The sequence below is a fragment of the Virgibacillus chiguensis genome, from assembly GCF_900129865.1.
GTDB lineage: Bacteria > Bacillota > Bacilli > Bacillales > Amphibacillaceae > Virgibacillus > Virgibacillus chiguensis.
In genome coordinates this window covers 321,387-338,970 of record NZ_FQXD01000001.1, presented here as the reverse complement: position 1 = coordinate 338,970, position 17,584 = coordinate 321,387, and the positions used below count along the sequence as shown (strand labels likewise).

21 protein-coding genes are annotated in these 17,584 nt (G+C 35.2%); 12 read left to right on the top strand and 9 right to left on the bottom strand.

What is annotated here, in order from left to right; genetic code table 11:
• Nucleotides 1-3 precede the first annotated feature (3 nt).
• Both BUB45_RS01760 and sigK read right to left on the bottom strand, forming a co-directional pair.
• On the bottom strand, nucleotides 4-570 hold the full coding sequence (locus BUB45_RS01760) for an HXXEE domain-containing protein (RefSeq protein WP_073004553.1): 567 nt from the start codon (nucleotides 568-570) through the stop codon (nucleotides 4-6).
• A gap of 633 nt (nucleotides 571-1,203) precedes the next feature.
• Entirely contained in the window at nucleotides 1,204-1,929 is a 726-nt protein-coding gene (gene sigK / locus BUB45_RS01755; protein ID WP_073004551.1) for an RNA polymerase sporulation sigma factor SigK, read from the bottom strand.
• A 486-nt stretch (nucleotides 1,930-2,415) separates the two neighbouring features.
• On the opposite strand from sigK, the gene BUB45_RS20075 reads away from it, so the two are divergent.
• The 4 genes from BUB45_RS20075 to BUB45_RS01740 all read left to right on the top strand — a co-directional run bounded on the left by BUB45_RS20075 (nucleotide 2,416) and on the right by BUB45_RS01740 (nucleotide 5,586).
• Nucleotides 2,416-2,556: a hypothetical protein gene (locus tag BUB45_RS20075; protein ID WP_212590739.1), complete on the top strand. Its 141-nt coding sequence runs from the start codon at nucleotides 2,416-2,418 to the stop codon at nucleotides 2,554-2,556.
• A gap of 202 nt (nucleotides 2,557-2,758) precedes the next feature.
• On the top strand, nucleotides 2,759-3,043 hold the full coding sequence (locus BUB45_RS01750; RefSeq protein ID WP_212590738.1) for an N-acetylmuramic acid 6-phosphate etherase family protein: 285 nt from the start codon (nucleotides 2,759-2,761) through the stop codon (nucleotides 3,041-3,043).
• Nucleotides 3,043-4,422, top strand: coding sequence for a PTS transporter subunit EIIC (locus tag BUB45_RS01745; RefSeq protein WP_073004547.1), 1,380 nt, complete (start codon nucleotides 3,043-3,045; stop codon nucleotides 4,420-4,422). Before BUB45_RS01750 ends, BUB45_RS01745 begins: the two co-directional genes overlap by 1 nt.
• Nucleotides 4,423-4,506: 84 nt before the next feature.
• Nucleotides 4,507-5,586 carry a DUF871 domain-containing protein gene (locus BUB45_RS01740; RefSeq protein WP_073004545.1) on the top strand — a complete coding sequence of 360 codons (1,080 nt, stop codon included), beginning with the start codon at nucleotides 4,507-4,509 and terminating at the stop codon, nucleotides 5,584-5,586.
• 123 nt (nucleotides 5,587-5,709) lie between these two features.
• On the opposite strand, the gene mnhG is transcribed toward BUB45_RS01740, so the two are convergent.
• The 7 genes from mnhG to sda all read right to left on the bottom strand — a co-directional run bounded on the left by mnhG (nucleotide 5,710) and on the right by sda (nucleotide 11,702).
• The gene (gene mnhG / locus BUB45_RS01735; protein WP_073004543.1) at nucleotides 5,710-6,090 is read right to left on the bottom strand and encodes a monovalent cation/H(+) antiporter subunit G; all 381 of its coding nucleotides are present in this window, start codon (nucleotides 6,088-6,090) and stop codon (nucleotides 5,710-5,712) included.
• Nucleotides 6,071-6,382: a Na(+)/H(+) antiporter subunit F1 gene (locus BUB45_RS01730; RefSeq protein ID WP_073004541.1), complete on the bottom strand. Its 312-nt coding sequence runs from the start codon at nucleotides 6,380-6,382 to the stop codon at nucleotides 6,071-6,073. Before BUB45_RS01730 ends, mnhG begins: the two co-directional genes overlap by 20 nt.
• On the bottom strand, nucleotides 6,379-6,855 hold the full coding sequence (locus tag BUB45_RS01725; protein WP_073004540.1) for a Na+/H+ antiporter subunit E: 477 nt from the start codon (nucleotides 6,853-6,855) through the stop codon (nucleotides 6,379-6,381). Before BUB45_RS01725 ends, BUB45_RS01730 begins: the two co-directional genes overlap by 4 nt.
• 6 nt (nucleotides 6,856-6,861) lie before the next feature.
• On the bottom strand, nucleotides 6,862-8,343 hold the full coding sequence (locus BUB45_RS01720) for a Na+/H+ antiporter subunit D (protein ID WP_073004538.1): 1,482 nt from the start codon (nucleotides 8,341-8,343) through the stop codon (nucleotides 6,862-6,864).
• Entirely contained in the window at nucleotides 8,336-8,674 is a 339-nt protein-coding gene (locus BUB45_RS01715; RefSeq protein ID WP_073004536.1) for a Na(+)/H(+) antiporter subunit C, read from the bottom strand. Before BUB45_RS01715 ends, BUB45_RS01720 begins: the two co-directional genes overlap by 8 nt.
• A 2-nt stretch (nucleotides 8,675-8,676) precedes the next feature.
• Entirely contained in the window at nucleotides 8,677-10,992 is a 2,316-nt protein-coding gene (locus tag BUB45_RS01710; RefSeq protein ID WP_073004535.1) for a Na+/H+ antiporter subunit A, read from the bottom strand.
• A gap of 563 nt (nucleotides 10,993-11,555) precedes the next feature.
• Nucleotides 11,556-11,702 (bottom strand): sporulation histidine kinase inhibitor Sda, encoded by a 147-nt coding sequence (gene sda / locus BUB45_RS01705; protein WP_073004533.1) that lies wholly within the window; start codon nucleotides 11,700-11,702, stop codon nucleotides 11,556-11,558.
• Between the two features lie 715 nt (nucleotides 11,703-12,417).
• Between sda and BUB45_RS01700 the strand changes: the two genes are divergently transcribed.
• From BUB45_RS01700 to BUB45_RS01665, 8 genes are read left to right on the top strand one after another with little or no spacing between them, the layout of a single operon-like run.
• Nucleotides 12,418-12,933, top strand: coding sequence for a YqeG family HAD IIIA-type phosphatase (locus tag BUB45_RS01700; protein ID WP_073004531.1), 516 nt, complete (start codon nucleotides 12,418-12,420; stop codon nucleotides 12,931-12,933).
• Nucleotides 12,934-12,939: 6 nt separating this feature from the next.
• Nucleotides 12,940-14,040 carry a ribosome biogenesis GTPase YqeH gene (gene yqeH / locus BUB45_RS01695; RefSeq protein WP_073004529.1) on the top strand — a complete coding sequence of 367 codons (1,101 nt, stop codon included), beginning with the start codon at nucleotides 12,940-12,942 and terminating at the stop codon, nucleotides 14,038-14,040.
• A gap of 11 nt (nucleotides 14,041-14,051) precedes the next feature.
• Nucleotides 14,052-14,894, top strand: coding sequence for a shikimate dehydrogenase (gene aroE, locus BUB45_RS01690; protein WP_425303948.1), 843 nt, complete (start codon nucleotides 14,052-14,054; stop codon nucleotides 14,892-14,894).
• Nucleotide 14,895: 1 nt separating this feature from the next.
• Nucleotides 14,896-15,186 carry a ribosome assembly RNA-binding protein YhbY gene (gene yhbY, locus BUB45_RS01685; RefSeq protein ID WP_073004528.1) on the top strand — a complete coding sequence of 97 codons (291 nt, stop codon included), beginning with the start codon at nucleotides 14,896-14,898 and terminating at the stop codon, nucleotides 15,184-15,186.
• Between the two features lie 11 nt (nucleotides 15,187-15,197).
• Entirely contained in the window at nucleotides 15,198-15,764 is a 567-nt protein-coding gene (locus BUB45_RS01680) for a nicotinate-nucleotide adenylyltransferase (protein WP_073004526.1), read from the top strand.
• On the top strand, nucleotides 15,754-16,329 hold the full coding sequence (gene yqeK, locus BUB45_RS01675; RefSeq protein WP_073004524.1) for a bis(5'-nucleosyl)-tetraphosphatase (symmetrical) YqeK: 576 nt from the start codon (nucleotides 15,754-15,756) through the stop codon (nucleotides 16,327-16,329). Before BUB45_RS01680 ends, yqeK begins: the two co-directional genes overlap by 11 nt.
• On the top strand, nucleotides 16,329-16,685 hold the full coding sequence (gene rsfS, locus BUB45_RS01670; protein ID WP_073004523.1) for a ribosome silencing factor: 357 nt from the start codon (nucleotides 16,329-16,331) through the stop codon (nucleotides 16,683-16,685). Before yqeK ends, rsfS begins: the two co-directional genes overlap by 1 nt.
• A gap of 2 nt (nucleotides 16,686-16,687) precedes the next feature.
• Nucleotides 16,688-17,434, top strand: a complete 747-nt coding sequence (locus tag BUB45_RS01665; RefSeq protein ID WP_073004521.1) for a class I SAM-dependent DNA methyltransferase — start codon at nucleotides 16,688-16,690, stop codon at nucleotides 17,432-17,434.
• Nucleotides 17,435-17,584: the final 150 nt, after the last annotated feature.

The following is a 17,584-nucleotide window of genomic DNA, read 5'->3' as shown; positions in this document are numbered from 1 at the left end:
TTTTTAGGATGAAAAGCTATGTTCCAGAACAGAAAAGAATCTTAGTGGACAGTTAGATTTTATAGGATTCCTCTCATTTTTTTTTCCGATTTTTTGGCTAAAAAGAAATACTAGTATAAATAAAGTTACTACTACTAACGCACCTAAAAACATGTTTAAGTTAACCATGTCTGTTGCGTAGAGATGGTTAAAGAGTAAAATATAATAAGGGATTATTAGAAATATACTTGTAATTACTCCTGGAGTGTAACACCATAATAAAAGCGATTGTAACGGATGAGAAAAGATATTAATAGCGAAAGCCAAACTAATCCCTAAAAACAAATAATATTGTTCATTTGTTATTGATATTAAAAGCAAGATAGATGCAAGTATCGACACCCCAAAAACTACAATTGCAAATTGTGCAGCTGTTATATCCTTAAAATCATCTAATTCTTTTTGCATAAATGGAGGTACTTTATGTTTCACCCGTGGATATGTTTTTTTCATCCATCTTTCAACCATTATAATCTCTTCTAAATTATGTAGCATAAATATAATTAAAAAAATAAATATGAATATATCCATTTCGCTTTAACCTTCTTTCTTCATGTTTAAGTTTTTACAAAATAATTCACAAATCGCAACTATAATAGCTACAAGTAGAGGAAGAAATCATCTTTTTCATAACAGCGGTTGATACGTATTATATACTATTTTTTATAAAAATTATATATTTTCATAAAAATGATATTTCTTTATAATTTCATACACTATTCGTGCAAGCTACGAGTATACGATGATTCATTTCAAGGTAAGCAACAAATTTTTTGTTAGATAAGAAACCACCATGGTTACCAAGAGCGCGAGCCACTATCTATGATGAAAAAATTTCCCCTTTATCCTGTAGATGTTTAACAATACTTCCCAAATAAATGATAAATAGCCTTTTTTAACAAAGTATAAAGTGAGTGGCTCGTGTATAATACCAATAAACTTCTCGGCTCCGTCGTCTAGTAACTAGGCGAATTTACGAATCGCTTAAGCTAAGTCATCATCGGTTCGTGCTTTACCGTGATATCTTTACCTCAGTTGGGTTTCTTCTCTTTTCTTAGTTATTTGTTTGATGATTGCTAGCTTCATACTCTATGTTATAAGTTTGCGGCAAGGGTAGGATTTGGGGACTAACTCACACAAAAAAAGAAAGCTAAACTTTTAACGTTAGCTTTCTTTTTTATCCCTTTTACCTCTATGTTCTTTTCTGTAGTATTCATGAAATACTTTCATTAAAGCTCGTTTTTCAATTCGAGAAACGTAACTTCTAGATATGTTCAATTTTCTGGCAATTTCTCGTTGTGTTAGTTCTTTTTCATCGTTTAATCCGTACCGATAAACAATCACTTCTCGTTCACGTTTATCTAAAATCGCAAAATAGTCTTCCATTTTTTCAATTTCCATATTCAATTGGATAAATTCGATAATATTTTGATTTTCAGCTTCTAAGATATCAATAAGGCTAATTTCATTTCCTTCTTTATCTTGACCAATTGGGTCATGCAGCGAAACATCTTTCTTTATTTTCTTTAATGCCCGTAAGTGCATTAATATTTCATTCTCAATACACCGGGCTGCATAAGTAGCAAGTTTTGTACCTTTTCCAGGCGAATAACTTTCCACCCCTTTAATCAAACCAATGGTTCCAATAGAGATAAGATCTTCAGCATCTTCTCCCGTATTTTCAAATTTTTTTACAATATGTGCTACGAGCCGAAGATTATGTTCAATGAGTTTGTTTCGCGCTGTTTCGCTTCCGTCCTGCATTCGCTGGATGTATTTTTTTTCTTCGTCAGGTGGTAGAGGTTGGGGAAAAGCGTGATTTTTAACATAAGAAACAAAGAACATCGCTTCTTTAATAAGTAAAGCGAGCGCACTTAAAATGCCGGACAAATATATCCTCCTCCTTGATGTACTTACTCAGTAGTCATTAGCCCATATGTTTATACTATGAAGCTTGGAGGAATAAAGTGTCTGTCCTAAATAGGTTTTGCTATGTTCATGCAATAAATATATGAAGATGGTTGAAGGTTCGCATCATTAAAGTAAATTCTTAATGCGTTTTACCGTATTGTATATATACATAGATGTATATAGGTATTTGTCCAAGCAATTACGACATATATTCTTTAAATGGACGGGAAAAATAGTAGAGGTTGTATTATATAATACTTAGACGTTACAGGTGAAAAAGAAAGAGGATCGTAATCATTTTTACAGTAAAAACACAAATGATGAAATATAATTTTATAAATAAATAATATAATATAATTTATTCTTTTAAATTATGTTATACTAATAGTAAAAGAAGGGAATGAATCATATGTTGGAAAAACTAACGACAGAATAAGAAATGAATACACTTACAAAATTGGTTCGATGCCATTTAAAATTTTTAGTAATATGAATAAAGAAGATAAACAGGTTGCAAATGTTATAGATACGCAACTTTTAATAATAGAACGAGCTGTTCAGCTTGTAATTACATCTTTTCAAAAAGGTGGAAGGAGCGCAAGATGACGAAGGATAAGATGAAATGATTTACAAAGGAGAAACCTCACACAGGCAGATGCGTTGATAGAGGTTGTAGTTAGTGGGAGAACGCCTTATGTTATAGGGGCTTTTAGCATATGAAAATAAACGCAAAAAAGGTTCATGTTTCCAGTAACAAGGGGGCGGTAATGAGCAAAACATTTAGAAGTAGGTACGGCCGCAGAAGATGGTGTTAAATATAATCTCCACAGCTTCAATGATAGGTGTTGGTAGAGTATATCAAGATTTAATGATTGATAACGAGAAATTAGTAGCGAGATTAATATGCCTCATGATGGATGCTATAGGAGTAGATCACAAAGAAGCAAAAGATTATTTACGTAAGTCCAAAATTAATTTCAAGATTGTTATCATAATGATATTACTACAATGCTCCTATGACAAAGCAAAAGAGAATGTTCTCCAAGCGGGCGTTTTTGTACAAAAAGCGTTAATGAAAGGGGAGAAGAGATAATGAAAAAGGAAGAAAAACTAACGCAGGATATTTTACAGTTTATTGGTGGAAAAGAAAACATAAAACAAGTTAGCCATTGTATGACAAGACTAAGGCTTAAGCTTAAAGATGATGGAAAAGCAGACATCAGTGCTTTAAAAAATGTAAACGGTGTCATGGGAGTTGTTGTGGACGAAACATTACAGATTGTGATTGGACCAGGAACTGTTAATCGTGTTGCGGAGAAAGTTAGTGAAATAACTAAATTAGGCATTGGCGAGGAGCAAGGTCCAGATGATGAAAACTTGACGTTTGAAGAAAAAGCAGCATTACAAAAGCAGGAAATAAAGCAAAGAAATAAAACGCCTTTTAAAAATTTTCTACGTCGATTAGGTAATATTTTTATTCCATTAATTCCTGGGTTAGTTGCCTCAGGTATTATTAATGGCGGTGCTAACTTTGCAAAAAATGCGGGTGTTGATCCAGAAACGACATGGATGCAAATCTTGCTTGTTTTTGGAGGCGCTATTTTTACGTATTTAGCTGTATTAGTAGGATGGAATACCGCAAAAGAGTTTGGAGGCACACCTGTATTAGGTGCCATTGCTGGTATGATTTTATTTAATCCGATGCTTGCTGATATTACCATATATGGGGAAGCGTTAGTTCCTGGTAGGGGGGGCTTATTCGGAGTCATCTTTGCAGCTTGGTTAATGACATTTTTAGAAAAACGAGTTCGAAAAATTATTCCAGCAGCCGTAGATATTATTTTCACTCCTTTAATTACGGTTTTAATTGTTGGTTTTGCTTCTTTATATGTAGTTATGCCAGTTGCCGGAGTCTTATCTGATGGCATAACAGATGGATTAACATCCTTAATCGATATGGGGGGATTTATTTCTGGTGCAGTATTAGCAGGTTTCTTCCTTCCGTTAGTAATGGTTGGATTACACCATGGATTAACCCCCATTCATTTAGAGCTGATTAATACATTTGATAATACGGCATTACTTACTATTTTAGCGATGGCCGGAGCAGGGCAAGTGGGAGCAGCAATGGCTATTTATGTGAAAACCAAAAATAAACGCTTACGAAATATTATTAAAGGTGGTCTTCCAGTAGGATTTTTAGGAATTGGCGAACCTTTGCTTTATGGCGTGACATTGCCTTTAGGACGGCCGTTTTTAACCGCATGTATGGGAGCGGCAATTGGGGGCGGATTTCAAGCTGTCATGCAAACTGCAGCTAAAGGCATCGGTGTTTCAGGTTTGTCATTGATTCCGCTTATTGATGATGGAAAGTATATATTATATTTCTTAGGTTTAGTAATTTCATATGCTGGAGGTTTTATTTTCACTTATTTGTTCGGCTTTAAAGAAGATATGGCTAAAGATATATAAAATATAAAGTTATTTGACTGTTACCAAGGGGTAAGTTTATTAAAGCCCCTTGGTAAATAGCGATAATAAAAAAGGGTGATATTCATGCTAGGCATTTCTGTATATATTGGTGAACAAAGTGTGGAAGAACAGTCCACTTACATAAAGAAAATGAATGAAAAAGGGTTTACGTCTATTTTTACCTCTCTGCATATACCAGAAGAGGATCCAGCTATGTATAAACACCAGTTACAAGCATTAGGAAAGATAGCAAAGCAATTAAATATGGAACTAATGGTTGATATTTCTCCAACTTCACTTATTACTTTAGGGTTTGACTGGGAGACAGCTTCTGAGTTAGTAAATTGGGGACTAACTGGTCTGCGCGTTGATTATGGAATTGACGAGGATACGATTGTATACCTCTCAAAAGAGATGAAGGTCGCTCTTAATGCAAGTACATTAACGCCGCATGTTTTGGAAACATTAAAACAAAAAGGGCTAGATATTTCTATGGTTGAAGCATGGCATAATTTTTATCCACGCCCGGAAACTGGCATTGGCTGGGATGATTTTATTAAAAAAAATAGATGGTTAAAACAAGAAGGATTATCTGTCATGGCGTTTATACCAGGAGATGAAAAGTTAAGAGGCCCCATTTTTGCAACATTACCAACGTTAGAAGCTCACAGATCGACGTCTCCTTTTGCTGCATATTTAGAGCTTAGTCATAAGGGAATGGTTGATAAAATTTTGATTGGAGATAGAGGTGTTAGTGATCGTACGTTCGAACAGTTTTCTGGCTACCAAAAAAATGAAATCCTTCTTCATGTAACACCAAATCCAGCAATACCTCAATTAGGTGTAGATTTGGTAAAAGGGACGCATACAAACCGCGTTGATCGCGCACGCGACTGTATTCGTTCTGTTGAGTCGAGACAATATGCCTCAATAGGAGCTATGAAGATTGTTCCTGTTAATTGTGTAGAACGTTGTATAGGTTCAATAACAATTGATAATGAGCATTATCAAAGGTACCAGGGTGAAGTGCAAATAACTACACGCGATTTGCCTAAAGATAGACGAGTAAATGTGATTGGAAGAGTAGTCCCCCAAGATAGGATGTTGTTAAAATGGATCGCTGGAGGGCAAAGGTTTACCATTAAACTGCTTTCAAACGATTAGCAGTTAAACAAGGAGGCTACTCATAGAAAAAGCAATGAGAATCCATGAAGGAATCCATTGCTTTTTCACTATAGGCAATTTAATATTTTTTGGTTTATAGTTTGAAAGAAAAACGACGGCTTTCTAATACATATTTCTTTTTTTATACTCTTCTACAGCTTCTTCATATGCATCTTTTTGGTTTTTTAAATATGGCTTTACTCCTGATGAGTGTGCAGCTCTCCCCATCATATGTGCACCTACGGGAGCTGTTAACATGATAAATACGATTGCTAATAGCAACTTACCACTAACAATAGAATGCTCTAAATATAAATACGTAAAAGCTCCAATAAGAATAAAAGCGATTCCTAATGTAGATGCTTTTGTTGCTGCGTGTAATTTTGTATAAACATCAGGAAAGCGAACGACGCCAATTGACGCAGATAGTATAAAAAAGGTGCCCGCTAAAATGAATAAAGCAACGATAAGGTTTAAAATAATATTAATCCACGTCTCTATCAATGATAACACCCTTTTCTAGGTATTTTGCAATGGCAAGTGTTGAAAGGAATGCAAGGATTCCAATGAGCAAAATGACGTCATTTAACTTTGTTGTTATCAAGTAGATTGACATTAAGCCTGCTAGCCCCATTAAGTTAATACCAATGGCATCTAATGCAACCGCTCGATCAGGTAGTGTAGGACCAGATATAACACGATATAAAAGAAGAGCTAATGATAGTGATATACCAATAAACGAGATCACGATTGCTACTTGTAATATATTGTCTGTCGTTGTTAATATATTCGTCATCTTGTCACCTCCATGATTGCTTTTTCAAATGTGTTCTTTATGGAACCGATAGCCTCATTGTTATCGGCAATATCCATTCCATGAATGAACAATTTTGTGTTATCACGCGATACAGCAACGGATAACGTACCTGGAGTGAGAGAAATTAAATTCGCTAACAAGGTAATTTCCCAATTACTTTTCAACTCTGTTGGCAGCTCAAATATTGCTGGTTCAAAATTTGGTTTCGGTGAATAAACAAGTTTTACAATTTCAATGTTTGAAGAGAGTAACTCTTTTATAAACAGGAAGATCAAGCTAACGATCTTTAGCACTCTTCGAAAATAGAACGTGTCTGGTATAAAGCGACGTAAAAGAAACAAGAGTAAAATCCCTAATAGATATCCAGCAATAAAGCTTGGAACAGAATAAGATTCACTTAAGAACATCCACATAAAGGCGATAATTAAATTAATTACAATTTGAAAAGCCATAATTCATTACTCCTTTAGCACAGAATCAATATAAATTTCCGGATCAAGTAAATAAGCAGCTATTGACTCAATACTCGGATAAAACAATTCTGCTCCAACTCCAAGCAATACAGATATCGTTAATAAAGCGACAACGGGAGCCATTAAGCCGTTAATAGGCTTCTTAATAATAGTACCCATTGTTTCTTTATCTCCCCAAAATCCGTTAATAAATATTTTTACAACGGAATAAAGGATGAGCAGACTCGTTAGCAAACCGATAATAACGATAGCGATTTCTCCTTCTTCAAAGGCACCCTTCAGTAATAACAATTTGCCGATAAACCCGCTAAAAGGTGGGAGTCCCGCTAATACGGCAGCAGATAAAAACAATAGCCAACCTAAAGAAGGATAGTAATGAATAAGCCCACCCATTTTGCGTAAATCGGATGTTCCAGCTACATAGGCTATGATACCTACTAGTAAAAATAGTGCAGTTTTAATGATCATATCGTTGATAAGATAGTATATGGAGCCACTAATTCCAGATTCGTTCAGAACCCCAATTCCTAAAAGGATAAATCCAATGGCAGGAATAATGTTATAAGCGATAATCAATTTAATATTTGAAGTAGACAATGCACCAATGATGCCAAAAATCATCGATAGACCAGCTATCCAAATAAACATTTCATGGGTTAAATCTGTTTGATAAACAAAAATAAGTGAAAATACTCGTAAGATAGAGTAAATCCCAACTTTTGTTAGCAACGCGCCGAATAAAGCCGAAATAACAGGATTCGGTACAATGTATGACTTCGGTAGCCAGTAATAAAGTGGGAATAATGCTGCTTTCGTAGCAAAAACGAAAAACAGTAATATCCCAATCGTTGTAATAATACCTTGTTGTTCCACTTCTTGTACGCGTTCGGCAATTTGTGCCATATTCACTGTTCCAACAACGGCATATAAAAGTGCAACAGTGGTAACAAATAACATCGATGAAAATAAGTTAATTAATAGATATTTCAGCGATTCTCTTAATTGAACTTTTCCGCCTCCTAATACAATTAAACCGTAAGAAGCCATTAATAACACTTCAAAGAATACAAATAGGTTAAATAAATCACCGGTTATAAATGCGCCAGACACACCAGTAATAAGAAAAAAGAAAAATGGATAGAAATAAAACCGTTCTCTTTTTTCTAAACCAGCATAGGGAGCGTAGAATGCACAGGCAGTACTAATTACATTCGTTGTTAAAACTAGTATGGCAGCTAAGCCATCCATGACTAAAACAATTCCATAAGGAGCCATCCAATCTCCTGTTTGCAATATAATTGTGCCATGTTCAAGTACGTACCAAGTAATATAGCCAGCTGTTGCTAAACTAATGATTGAAAACAGCTTCGTTAGTGCTCTGGATATGCGAACACTTTTATTAAAAAAGATAAGAACGATAGCTGCTATCATTGGGATGATAATTGGTAGTATTACTAAATTACTCATTTTCGTTACCCCTTAATTCTTCCATATTGTCCGTACCGTTTTCTTGAGTCGATCTATAAGCTAACACTAAAAGTAAACTGGTTACCCCAAAACTAATCACAATAGACGTTAGGATTAAAGCCTGAGGTAGCGGATCGGTATAATTTTCGATCCCATCTGTCAAAATAGGGGGCTGGCCAGTTTTTAATTTCCCCATTGTAAAAATAAGGATATGGGCTCCGTGGGAAAGTAATGCTGTACCTATAACGATGCGAAGCAATTGCTTTTGCAACATATTATAGATGGCGGTTGCAAACAAAACTCCGGCTAATATAGATGTAATAATCTCCATGGTTATTCTGCCTCCTTATTCTTTTTATATTTAATAAGGCCGACGATAGCTAATGCAGCAATGCCTAACACAGCGATTTCGAATAAGGTATCTAACCCACGAAAATCAACCAAAATTACGTTAACAATATTATATCCGCCGCCCAATGGTTTTGAGTTTTCTACAAAGTAATTTGCTATTGATTCGAACCACCTACTACTATGACTAGATATCGCCACTAAAGTAATTAACGTTCCAAACCCGATAGAAATAATTGCATTCATCAGTTTTGTTCTTGGTGTGTCAGATGATTTGCGCAACTTCGGTAAATGGTAAAAGCAAAGTAAAAAGAGTGCCACAGTAATTGTTTCAATAACTAATTGCGTTAGAGCAATATCTGGTGCGCGATAAATAACAAATAGGATAGCCACGCCGAAACCAACTACTCCGACTACTAAGATGGCAGCTACATTATGATTCATATAGATAGTAGCGATTGCTGCAATAATCATAATTCCTACAACAGCAACCTCGATAAATGAAATATTAGCTAACTCGTTTGTGCTAAATGCAAAACCGTCTGTTAAAAACATAAATAGGAACGAAACAATGAGCATTGTGCCAAGAATTAAAGACATATATGTTCTTAATGAACCAGTCATATAGTAATTCGTAATGCGAGTAGAAACTTGACCGATCTGATTTAAAATCCCGTCATATATACGATTAAAGCTTACTTTACCAGGCAAAAATTGATAAATTCCTTGCCATTTTTTCCGAGTTAAAAATAACACTGTACCTATTCCAACAACTGCTAACGACATTTTAAAAGGTGGAATAAATCCATGCCAAAAAGTAACGTCTTTATAGGTTACAGAACTGTTGATCGCAGCCGCTGCATGTTGTAAAAAGGATGAGTTAACCATATTTGGAAACAAACCAATTGTAATGACGCCAACTACAAGAATGATCGGTGATATAAGCATGCCGATAGGTGCTTCGTGTGGTTTCTTTGGTAGTTTATCCAAATGTTTTTTTCCAGTAAATGTCCCGAAGAACAAATACATGGAATAGACAAATGTAAAAATACTGCCTAGAACTGCTAAAAATGGGATAGTTTGACTCCAAAAGTCAGCACCTAATCCTAGTGAGGCTTCAAAAAACAGTTCTTTACTATAATAGCCATTTAGAAATGGTAATGGGACTCCCGCCATAGAAAATGTTCCAAACATGGCTAATGTAGCAGTAACGGGCATTAAGGTAGCCAGTCCGCCAAGTTTTCGAATATCTCGAGTTCCAGTTTCATGATCAACAATCCCAGCTACCATAAATAGACTACCCTTGAATGTCGCATGATTTAATATATGGAAAACAGCTGCAAAAACGGCTGCTTTTGTGCCAAAACCTAGCATCGCCATAATCATTCCAAGCTGGCTAATGGTAGAGAAAGCTAAAATAGCCTTTAAGTCTGTTTGTCTTACAGACATATAAGCGCCCCAACACAATGTTGCGATTCCAAATACACTTACAATAATAAAAAACGCTTCATACCCAGAGAAAATCGGCGAAAAACGAGCTACAAGAAAAAGCCCTGCTTTTACCATGGTGGCTGAATGTAAATAAGCACTAACAGGTGTTGGTGCTTCCATTGCGTCAGGTAGCCAAATGTGAAATGGAAATTGGGCAGACTTTGTAAATGCACCTAATAGTATGAAGCCTAGAATAAGTGGCAAATAATTGCTATTTAAAATAAAATCCACTTGGGTAATCATTTGTTGTATGCTTGTTGTACCTGTAACGACGTACAGCAGAATAAAGCCGCCGAGCATACTTAACCCGCCAAATACAGTTATGAGCATGGATTTTAATGCACCATAGCGAGAACGCTCTTTAAAATGCCAGTACCCAATTAATAAGAACGAGGATATCGACGTTAATTCCCAAAACGTATAAAGCACAAATATATTATCCGATAGCACTACGCCAAGCATTGCGCTCATAAACATGAGCAAATACACATAAAAATGTCCAAGGCGTTCAGACTTGTCAAGATAATAGATGGAGTAAAGGACGACTAGGGAACCAATTCCGCTAATCAATAGAACGAATAATAAACTTAGACCATCTAAATATAAATCAAAGTTAATGCCTAAAGATGGAATCCAGTTATATTGTTCCATGGTTGGAGTAAAGTCATTGCCTATAAAAGTAACAAAGTATAGGAAAATCAAAAAGGGTATAAAAAAAACGAAGATCCCTGTATGTATTTTTTCTTTCAATTTACTTAATGCAGGAATAAAGCATGCAATAAGCAGTGGAATAAGAACTGCAAATATCATTTGACCGGAATTCCTCCTTCACCAACTAAAACGGTTTTCTATTATGTTTTTCATTACTTGATATGACAAAAGGGCTAAACCACCTATTCCCTATAAGTGGTACATGTAAATATCCTTCTCCAAAGTCGGATATTTAATCATTTGTTGTTATTTTTATACTAAATGGGTCTCATTATTTATTTCACATATAAGGAGCTGTTAGAACCCCACTTCAAAGGTTGGAGAATCGATAATGCCAAAAAGAGTGGTTAGCAACGATATGCTTGGTATATGTTTAGCAAACAAACAGCCAAGATGAAAGAAAGCCCACCTCTGATAATTCCTTATAACGAATGAGCATTGCGGTACAACTTTCAAATGGGGATTAAATTCTTTTTACGTGCAACAAATGGTTTAGCCAAACAAAATGGTATTTGTGCGAGTTTGTATACCATTGTATATCAAGCTTCATCCAAGAAATATTTTAACACAATAAAGGGTTGATAAAAATAAAAAACCCTTAGAAATCACAAATTCTTCAAGGGTTTTCGAGTTTCTTCATATTTAATATAGTGGGTAATTCATTAACCTGATTTTGTATCTTTTATTTTATGTGACAAATGCCTTCTATGAATCTCTTCTTCAATTAACAAGAGAAAATCAGGGCTTAAATTTAATTCATTTGCTGTAATATATGATTCGAGTAATAATTCATCCGACAAATGTTCCATAAATACAGCCCCCTTAGAAGTGGAAATCTTCTGTAATAAAGTTACTAATAATTTATCATGAACCTAGCAGCCGGACAAGGTGTAAGTTATCTACAATGGTCTGTAGATAACTTGTGTATAAATGGTAGAAAAGTGTAATAAATGCAGTTAAATCAACTCGAAAATTGTTAATAAAGTTATCCACAATGCAGAAAATGAAAGTATTTGTCGAACGATTTATGTATATAAAGTAGGTATTTATGCATAGTCTCTAATCACCAAAACCTATTTTGCTGAAATTTGTTCATATACATTTTGTTGAGATGTCGAAAATCAATGTATAAGCAAAATTGTTAAAAATAAGTGACTAAAGAAGAACAAAGATCTTGTGAATACAAGTTTAAAAAGAGATAAATGAGATGGCTACAATATAAGGGTATTCTTGGAAAAGAAAAATATTTGTTAACAATCTCTTTATACAACGTTCTGAAACGAATCCATTTGCTTTTATTAATTTTTGCTTGGAAAATAAAATTTCTTTATTATTGTAGCGAGTTGTTATAGGATTAGGGTATAATTGTTTTCTTGTATGTATGTAGGAATGAGTAATTTGCTTGTTGGACTAGCAAAACATTTTAAAACAAGCATTATATTGCAGAATATATGATGAAATGACGATTCATCTGTTTTTATATGTATTCCTATGGATCAACTGACTGTAATGAGGTGTGAAAGTGTGTTGAAAAAGTTTTTACCGAATGAGCATGTGAAAAGTATATTTGAGATTCATCCTGAATTATTGAAGGGAAAAGGGATAAAAGGTATTATTACTGATTTAGATAATACTTTGGTTGCCTGGGACGTTAAAGAAGCTACTTCTGAAGTGGTAGAATGGTTTAAGTTAATGAAAGAACATGACATTAGCGTAACCATAATTTCTAACAATAATCGAGAGCGAGTAAGCGTGTTTTCTGAGCCGCTCGATACCCCTTTTGTATTCAGTGCTCGCAAACCGTTAAGCAAGGCGTTTAAAACAACAGCTAAAAAAATGAATTTAAAAGAAGAAGAAATTGCCGTTATCGGGGATCAAATTTTAACGGATGTACTCGGAGGAAATATGGCTGGTTTTTATACAATTCTAGTCGTCCCCATTGTGCAATCAGACGGGAAGATAACAAGATTTAATCGTAAAATTGAGCGCCGTATTCTTGCATATATGCGAAAAAAGGGGAAAATAAGCTGGGAGGAATAAGCAACGATGGAAACAATATATTGTCAAGGTTGTGGTATACGCATTCAAACAACTGCAAAGAACCAACCAGGTTATACGCCTGCCTCATCCATGACAAAGGAAAATATTCTATGTCAGAGGTGCTTTCGTTTAAAGCACTATAATGAAATTCAAGATGTTGCAATTACCGATGATGATTTTTTAAAAATGGTAAGTTCTATTAGGGATACATCTGGGTTAGTAGTACATGTAGTCGATATCTTTGATGTAGCTGGAAGTTTAATTAAAGCTTTACCGAGAATAGTTGGAAATAAATCGATTTTGTTAGTAGGTAATAAAGTCGATTTGCTTCCTAAATCAGTTAATACAAGAAAATTACTACAGTGGTTACGCGCGCAAGCTAAACAAATGGGGGTAAATGTAGCTGATGCTTGTTTAATCTCCTCAACAAAAGGGCACGGGATAAGTGAACTTGCAGAGACAATGGAACAATTTAGAAATGGTGATAACGTTTATATTGTGGGTACAACAAATGTTGGAAAGTCCACGTTTATTAACCGATTAATTAAAGAATCGACAGGCTATCGTGATGTGATTACTACTTCTTATTTTCCAGGAACGACATTGGGTTTTATTGAAATTCCTTTAGATAACCATTCAGCTCTCATCGATACACCAGGTATTGTAAATAAGGAGCAAATGGCTCATTATATTTCTGCTAAAGACTTAAAACTGATTACACCAAACAAAGAGATAAAACCTAGAGTTTACCAATTGAATGATGGACAAACTTTGTTTTTTGGCGGATTAGCTCGATTAGATTTTATAAAAGGAGACAAACAGTCCTTTGTCTGTTATTTTTCTAATCAAGTTTCTATACATCGTACAAAATTAGAAAAAGCAGATGAACTATTTGAAAATCATCTCGGTGAACTATTGACGCCTCCATCCATGGAGTCCATCGATCAAATACCACCTATGATTTCGGACACATTTCGAATAGATGCGGGAAAGTATGATATTGTTTTTCCTGGTTTAGGCTGGGTCAGCATCTTAGGTGATGGTGCTACAGTAACTGCGCATCGACCAAAAGGTGTTGCTGTTTCTATTAGGCAATCATTCAACTAGGGGGGTAGGTTGTGGCATATATGTTTGGGTTAATTGGTTATCCTATTAAACACTCGCTTTCGCCATGGATTCATAAGCAATTTATGAAAACAACGGGAATGGAAGGGGATTACTGTATCTATGAAGTAACTCCAGAAGATTCTTTTGAGGCATTTATAGGACAGCTTAAATCGTCTAGGGTAGATGGTTTTAATATAACAGTACCTTACAAGGAGAAGATTATCTCTTATTTAGATGATATTGATCCTGTAGCTTTAAAAATTGGAGCAGTCAATACGGTGGTGAATAGGAATGGTAAGTGGATTGGTTATAATACGGACGGCAAGGGATACGTTCGTTCGTTAAATTCCAAGTTTCCTAACTTATTGAAAAAAGTCACTAAACGAGCGCTTATTCTTGGTGCTGGTGGTGCTGCTAAAGGGATTTTTGCAGCGCTTGAAGAGGTGGGCTTTAAAAGAGTAGATATAGCTAATCGAACGAAAGAAAAAGCGGTAATGATTTGTGGGCGTCACAAACATCAGTCACAAGTATATTCCTTTAAGGATGTGGAACAGCGTTTGCATGACTATGATATTGTCATTCAAACAACTTCTGTAGGAATGAAACCGCAAGTTGATCAATCTGTTTTATCAGATGATACAAACTTTTCGCCTGTACCCATTTACAGTGATATCGTATATCAACCGATCAGAACGAATTTTTTACAGAGAGCAGAACAAAGTGGCGCACAAATTCATTATGGACACACCATGCTTCTATACCAAGCGCAATATGCTTTTGAATTATGGACAGGTCGAAAACCAAATATAGGGCAAATGGATGAAGAATTAAAACAGATTTTGAAAGGAAGATAACATGCTAACAGGAAAACAAAAACGATTCTTACGAGCAAGAGCAAATCAAATAAAACCTATTTTTCAGGTTGGTAAGACAGGCGTAAATGAAAATATGGTTACACAAATAACAGATGTTTTAGAAAAAAGGGAACTATTAAAAGTAAGTATTTTACAAAACTGTTTAGAGGACAAAACAATTGTTGCCGAACAATTAGCAGAAGGAACAGGTGCTGAGGTTGTGCAAATTATTGGAAATAATATTGTCCTTTATAAAGAGTCAACAGAAAACAAGCACATTGTATTACCATAAAGGATGAGATTATGAAGCGCATAGGAATATTAGGAGGTACATTTGATCCACCTCATATGGGTCATTTAATCATTGCAGAAGAGGTACGCCTCGCTTTAGATTTAGAGGAGGTTTGGTTTATCCCTTCTTATACGCCACCTCATAAAAGCAATGTAAAAACGAAGCCAGAACATCGACTGAAAATGATCAGACTTGCTATTCAAGGCAATCCTTATTTTAAAGTGGATACAATTGAGTTAGAACGGACTGGAAAATCTTATACCATTGATACGATAAAAGAGCTAAGAAAACGTCACTCTGATAAGAAATTTTATTTTATTATTGGTGGAGATATGGTTGAATATTTACCTAATTGGTATCAAATAGAGGAATTAAAAAATCTGGTAACTTTTGTTGGAGTTAAACGCTCTAATTATTCAACGGAAAGTGCGTTTCCGATTTACATCGTAGATATTCCGTTAATAGAAATTTCTTCAACTGTCCTACGTAAAAGGTGTATAGAAGGAACTTCCGTACAATATTGGTTGCCACATTCTGTTCATCAGTATATAAAGGAGCATCATTTATATGGACATTGAATTAGCGAAAGAGAAAGTAAAACCCCACTTAACAAAAGAACGATATGAACATTCTTTACGAGTTGCTGAAACAGCTAAAATGTTAGCGGATCGATCTGGTGAAGATGTACGTAAGTTGGAGTTAGCAGGTGTATTGCATGATTATGCAAAGTATCGTCCTCAAGAAGAATTAGCACGCTGGATTAAGTCATCTACATTACCGAAAGATTTGCTTGCATTTCATCATGAGCTTTGGCATGGACCAGTTGGTGCACTCTTAATTGAAAAAGAGCTAGGAATAAAGGATAAAGTAATACAAGGAGCTATAAGGTATCATACTACTGGAGCGGCAAATATGAACAAGTTTGAAATGATTATTTTCTTAGCGGATTACATAGAACCAGGAAGAAGCTTTCCAGGAGTGAATGAAGTGAGGAAAGTAGCAGAAAATAATCTACAACAAGCATGCTGGATGGCCTTATCCAATACAATTCATTTTCTAGTTGGAAAAGGAGCTACAGTATATCCAGATACATTTTATGCGTATAATTACTTAACGAGATTGGGTTATGGAGGTATTGTTTAATGCAAAATGAACGAGTTGTACAATTAGCAGCGCGCGCATGTGACGATAAGCGAGCGGAAAATATTATAGCATTGGATATGAACGGTGTTTCTTTAATAGCAGATTATTTTTTAATCTGTCATGGCAATAATGAACGGCAAGTGCAAGCAATTGCGAGGGGAATTAAAGAAAAAATGGAAGAAAATAATATCCCTGTTCACCGGCTGGAAGGATTTGAACAAGCTAGGTGGATTCTTGTAGATGTAGGTGACGTAGTTTGTCATGTTTTTCATAAAGATGAAAGAAGCTACTACAATTTGGAGCGCCTGTGGGGCGATGCTGTAACATATTCCATTGAAATGGATCAGGATAAATAGAGATGGTATATGAAAGAATGGCTGACAGCTATGACCTATTTATGGAAAACGCTCCATATGATAAATGGTTGCAATGGACAGAGCAACTCTTAAAAGGAAGAGAAGTTCAATGTATAGCAGATGTAGGTTGCGGTACAGGGGAGATTACTCGGCGACTTGCGCAAGTTTATCCGCATGTAGTTGGGGTGGACTACGCAGTAGATATGTTGTCAAAGGCAGAAAGAAAGTGTAGAGATACGGGCACATCTATTCAATGGGTTTGTCAAGATGTAAGGTCACTAAACGGCATAACTGGTCTCGATGCCGTTGTTAGTTTTTGTGATGTAATTAACTATATAACAACTGAACAGGAGTTAGCACGCACGTTTCAGAACATTTATGATGCGCTTAGTGAAAAAGGAGTTTTTTTATTTGATGTCCACGCATTATCGTTTGTCATGGAAAACTATATAAACGAAACGTTTGCTGATGTTACTGAAGAAGCTAGTTATATTTGGTTTTGTTTAGCGGGGGAACACATTGGTGAGATGTATCATGAGCTAACTTTTTTTTCAAAAAACGAAAAGGGTACTTACTCGCGATTTGATGAATTTCATCATCAACGCACTTTTTCTGTAGATTTTTATAAAAAATTATTACAGCAAATAGGCTTCCAAAATATAAAAGTGTATGGTGATTTTTCTATAAAAGCTAATAGTGTTGATGAAAACACAGCTCGAATTTTCTTTTTTGCTGAAAAGAGTGAATAAAAATGCTTTTTTTAAGCAAAGAGGAGTTTTTATAACTGCTGTGGAAGTAAATTATACAGCAGTTATTTGCTCTAGTTTTTTATAAAAATTTGCTTATGGCCAAATCTCTATGGCGAAAAAAGCTGTCGTTTAGCTTATGCTAAAAAACGC

Excerpts from the sequence above, each read along its gene's own strand:
- BUB45_RS01760 (WP_073004553.1), bottom strand. The coding sequence starts at position 570 with ATGGATATATTCATATTTATTTTTTTAATTATATTTATGCTACATAAT.
- BUB45_RS20075 (WP_212590739.1), top strand. The coding sequence starts at position 2,416 with ATGCCATTTAAAATTTTTAGTAATATGAATAAAGAAGATAAACAGGTT.
- BUB45_RS01745 (WP_073004547.1), top strand. The coding sequence starts at position 3,043 with ATGAAAAAGGAAGAAAAACTAACGCAGGATATTTTACAGTTTATTGGT.
- BUB45_RS01740 (WP_073004545.1), top strand. The coding sequence starts at position 4,507 with ATGCTAGGCATTTCTGTATATATTGGTGAACAAAGTGTGGAAGAACAG.
- BUB45_RS01730 (WP_073004541.1), bottom strand. The coding sequence starts at position 6,382 with ATGACGAATATATTAACAACGACAGACAATATATTACAAGTAGCAATC.
- BUB45_RS01725 (WP_073004540.1), bottom strand. The coding sequence starts at position 6,855 with ATGGCTTTTCAAATTGTAATTAATTTAATTATCGCCTTTATGTGGATG.
- BUB45_RS01720 (WP_073004538.1), bottom strand. The coding sequence starts at position 8,343 with ATGAGTAATTTAGTAATACTACCAATTATCATCCCAATGATAGCAGCT.
- BUB45_RS01715 (WP_073004536.1), bottom strand. The coding sequence starts at position 8,674 with ATGGAGATTATTACATCTATATTAGCCGGAGTTTTGTTTGCAACCGCC.
- BUB45_RS01710 (WP_073004535.1), bottom strand. The coding sequence starts at position 10,992 with ATGATATTTGCAGTTCTTATTCCACTGCTTATTGCATGCTTTATTCCT.
- sda (WP_073004533.1), bottom strand. The coding sequence starts at position 11,702 with ATGGAACATTTGTCGGATGAATTATTACTCGAATCATATATTACAGCA.
- yqeH (WP_073004529.1), top strand. The coding sequence starts at position 12,940 with ATGGAAACAATATATTGTCAAGGTTGTGGTATACGCATTCAAACAACT.
- yhbY (WP_073004528.1), top strand. The coding sequence starts at position 14,896 with ATGCTAACAGGAAAACAAAAACGATTCTTACGAGCAAGAGCAAATCAA.
- BUB45_RS01680 (WP_073004526.1), top strand. The coding sequence starts at position 15,198 with ATGAAGCGCATAGGAATATTAGGAGGTACATTTGATCCACCTCATATG.
- yqeK (WP_073004524.1), top strand. The coding sequence starts at position 15,754 with ATGGACATTGAATTAGCGAAAGAGAAAGTAAAACCCCACTTAACAAAA.
- rsfS (WP_073004523.1), top strand. The coding sequence starts at position 16,329 with ATGCAAAATGAACGAGTTGTACAATTAGCAGCGCGCGCATGTGACGAT.
- BUB45_RS01665 (WP_073004521.1), top strand. The coding sequence starts at position 16,688 with ATGGTATATGAAAGAATGGCTGACAGCTATGACCTATTTATGGAAAAC.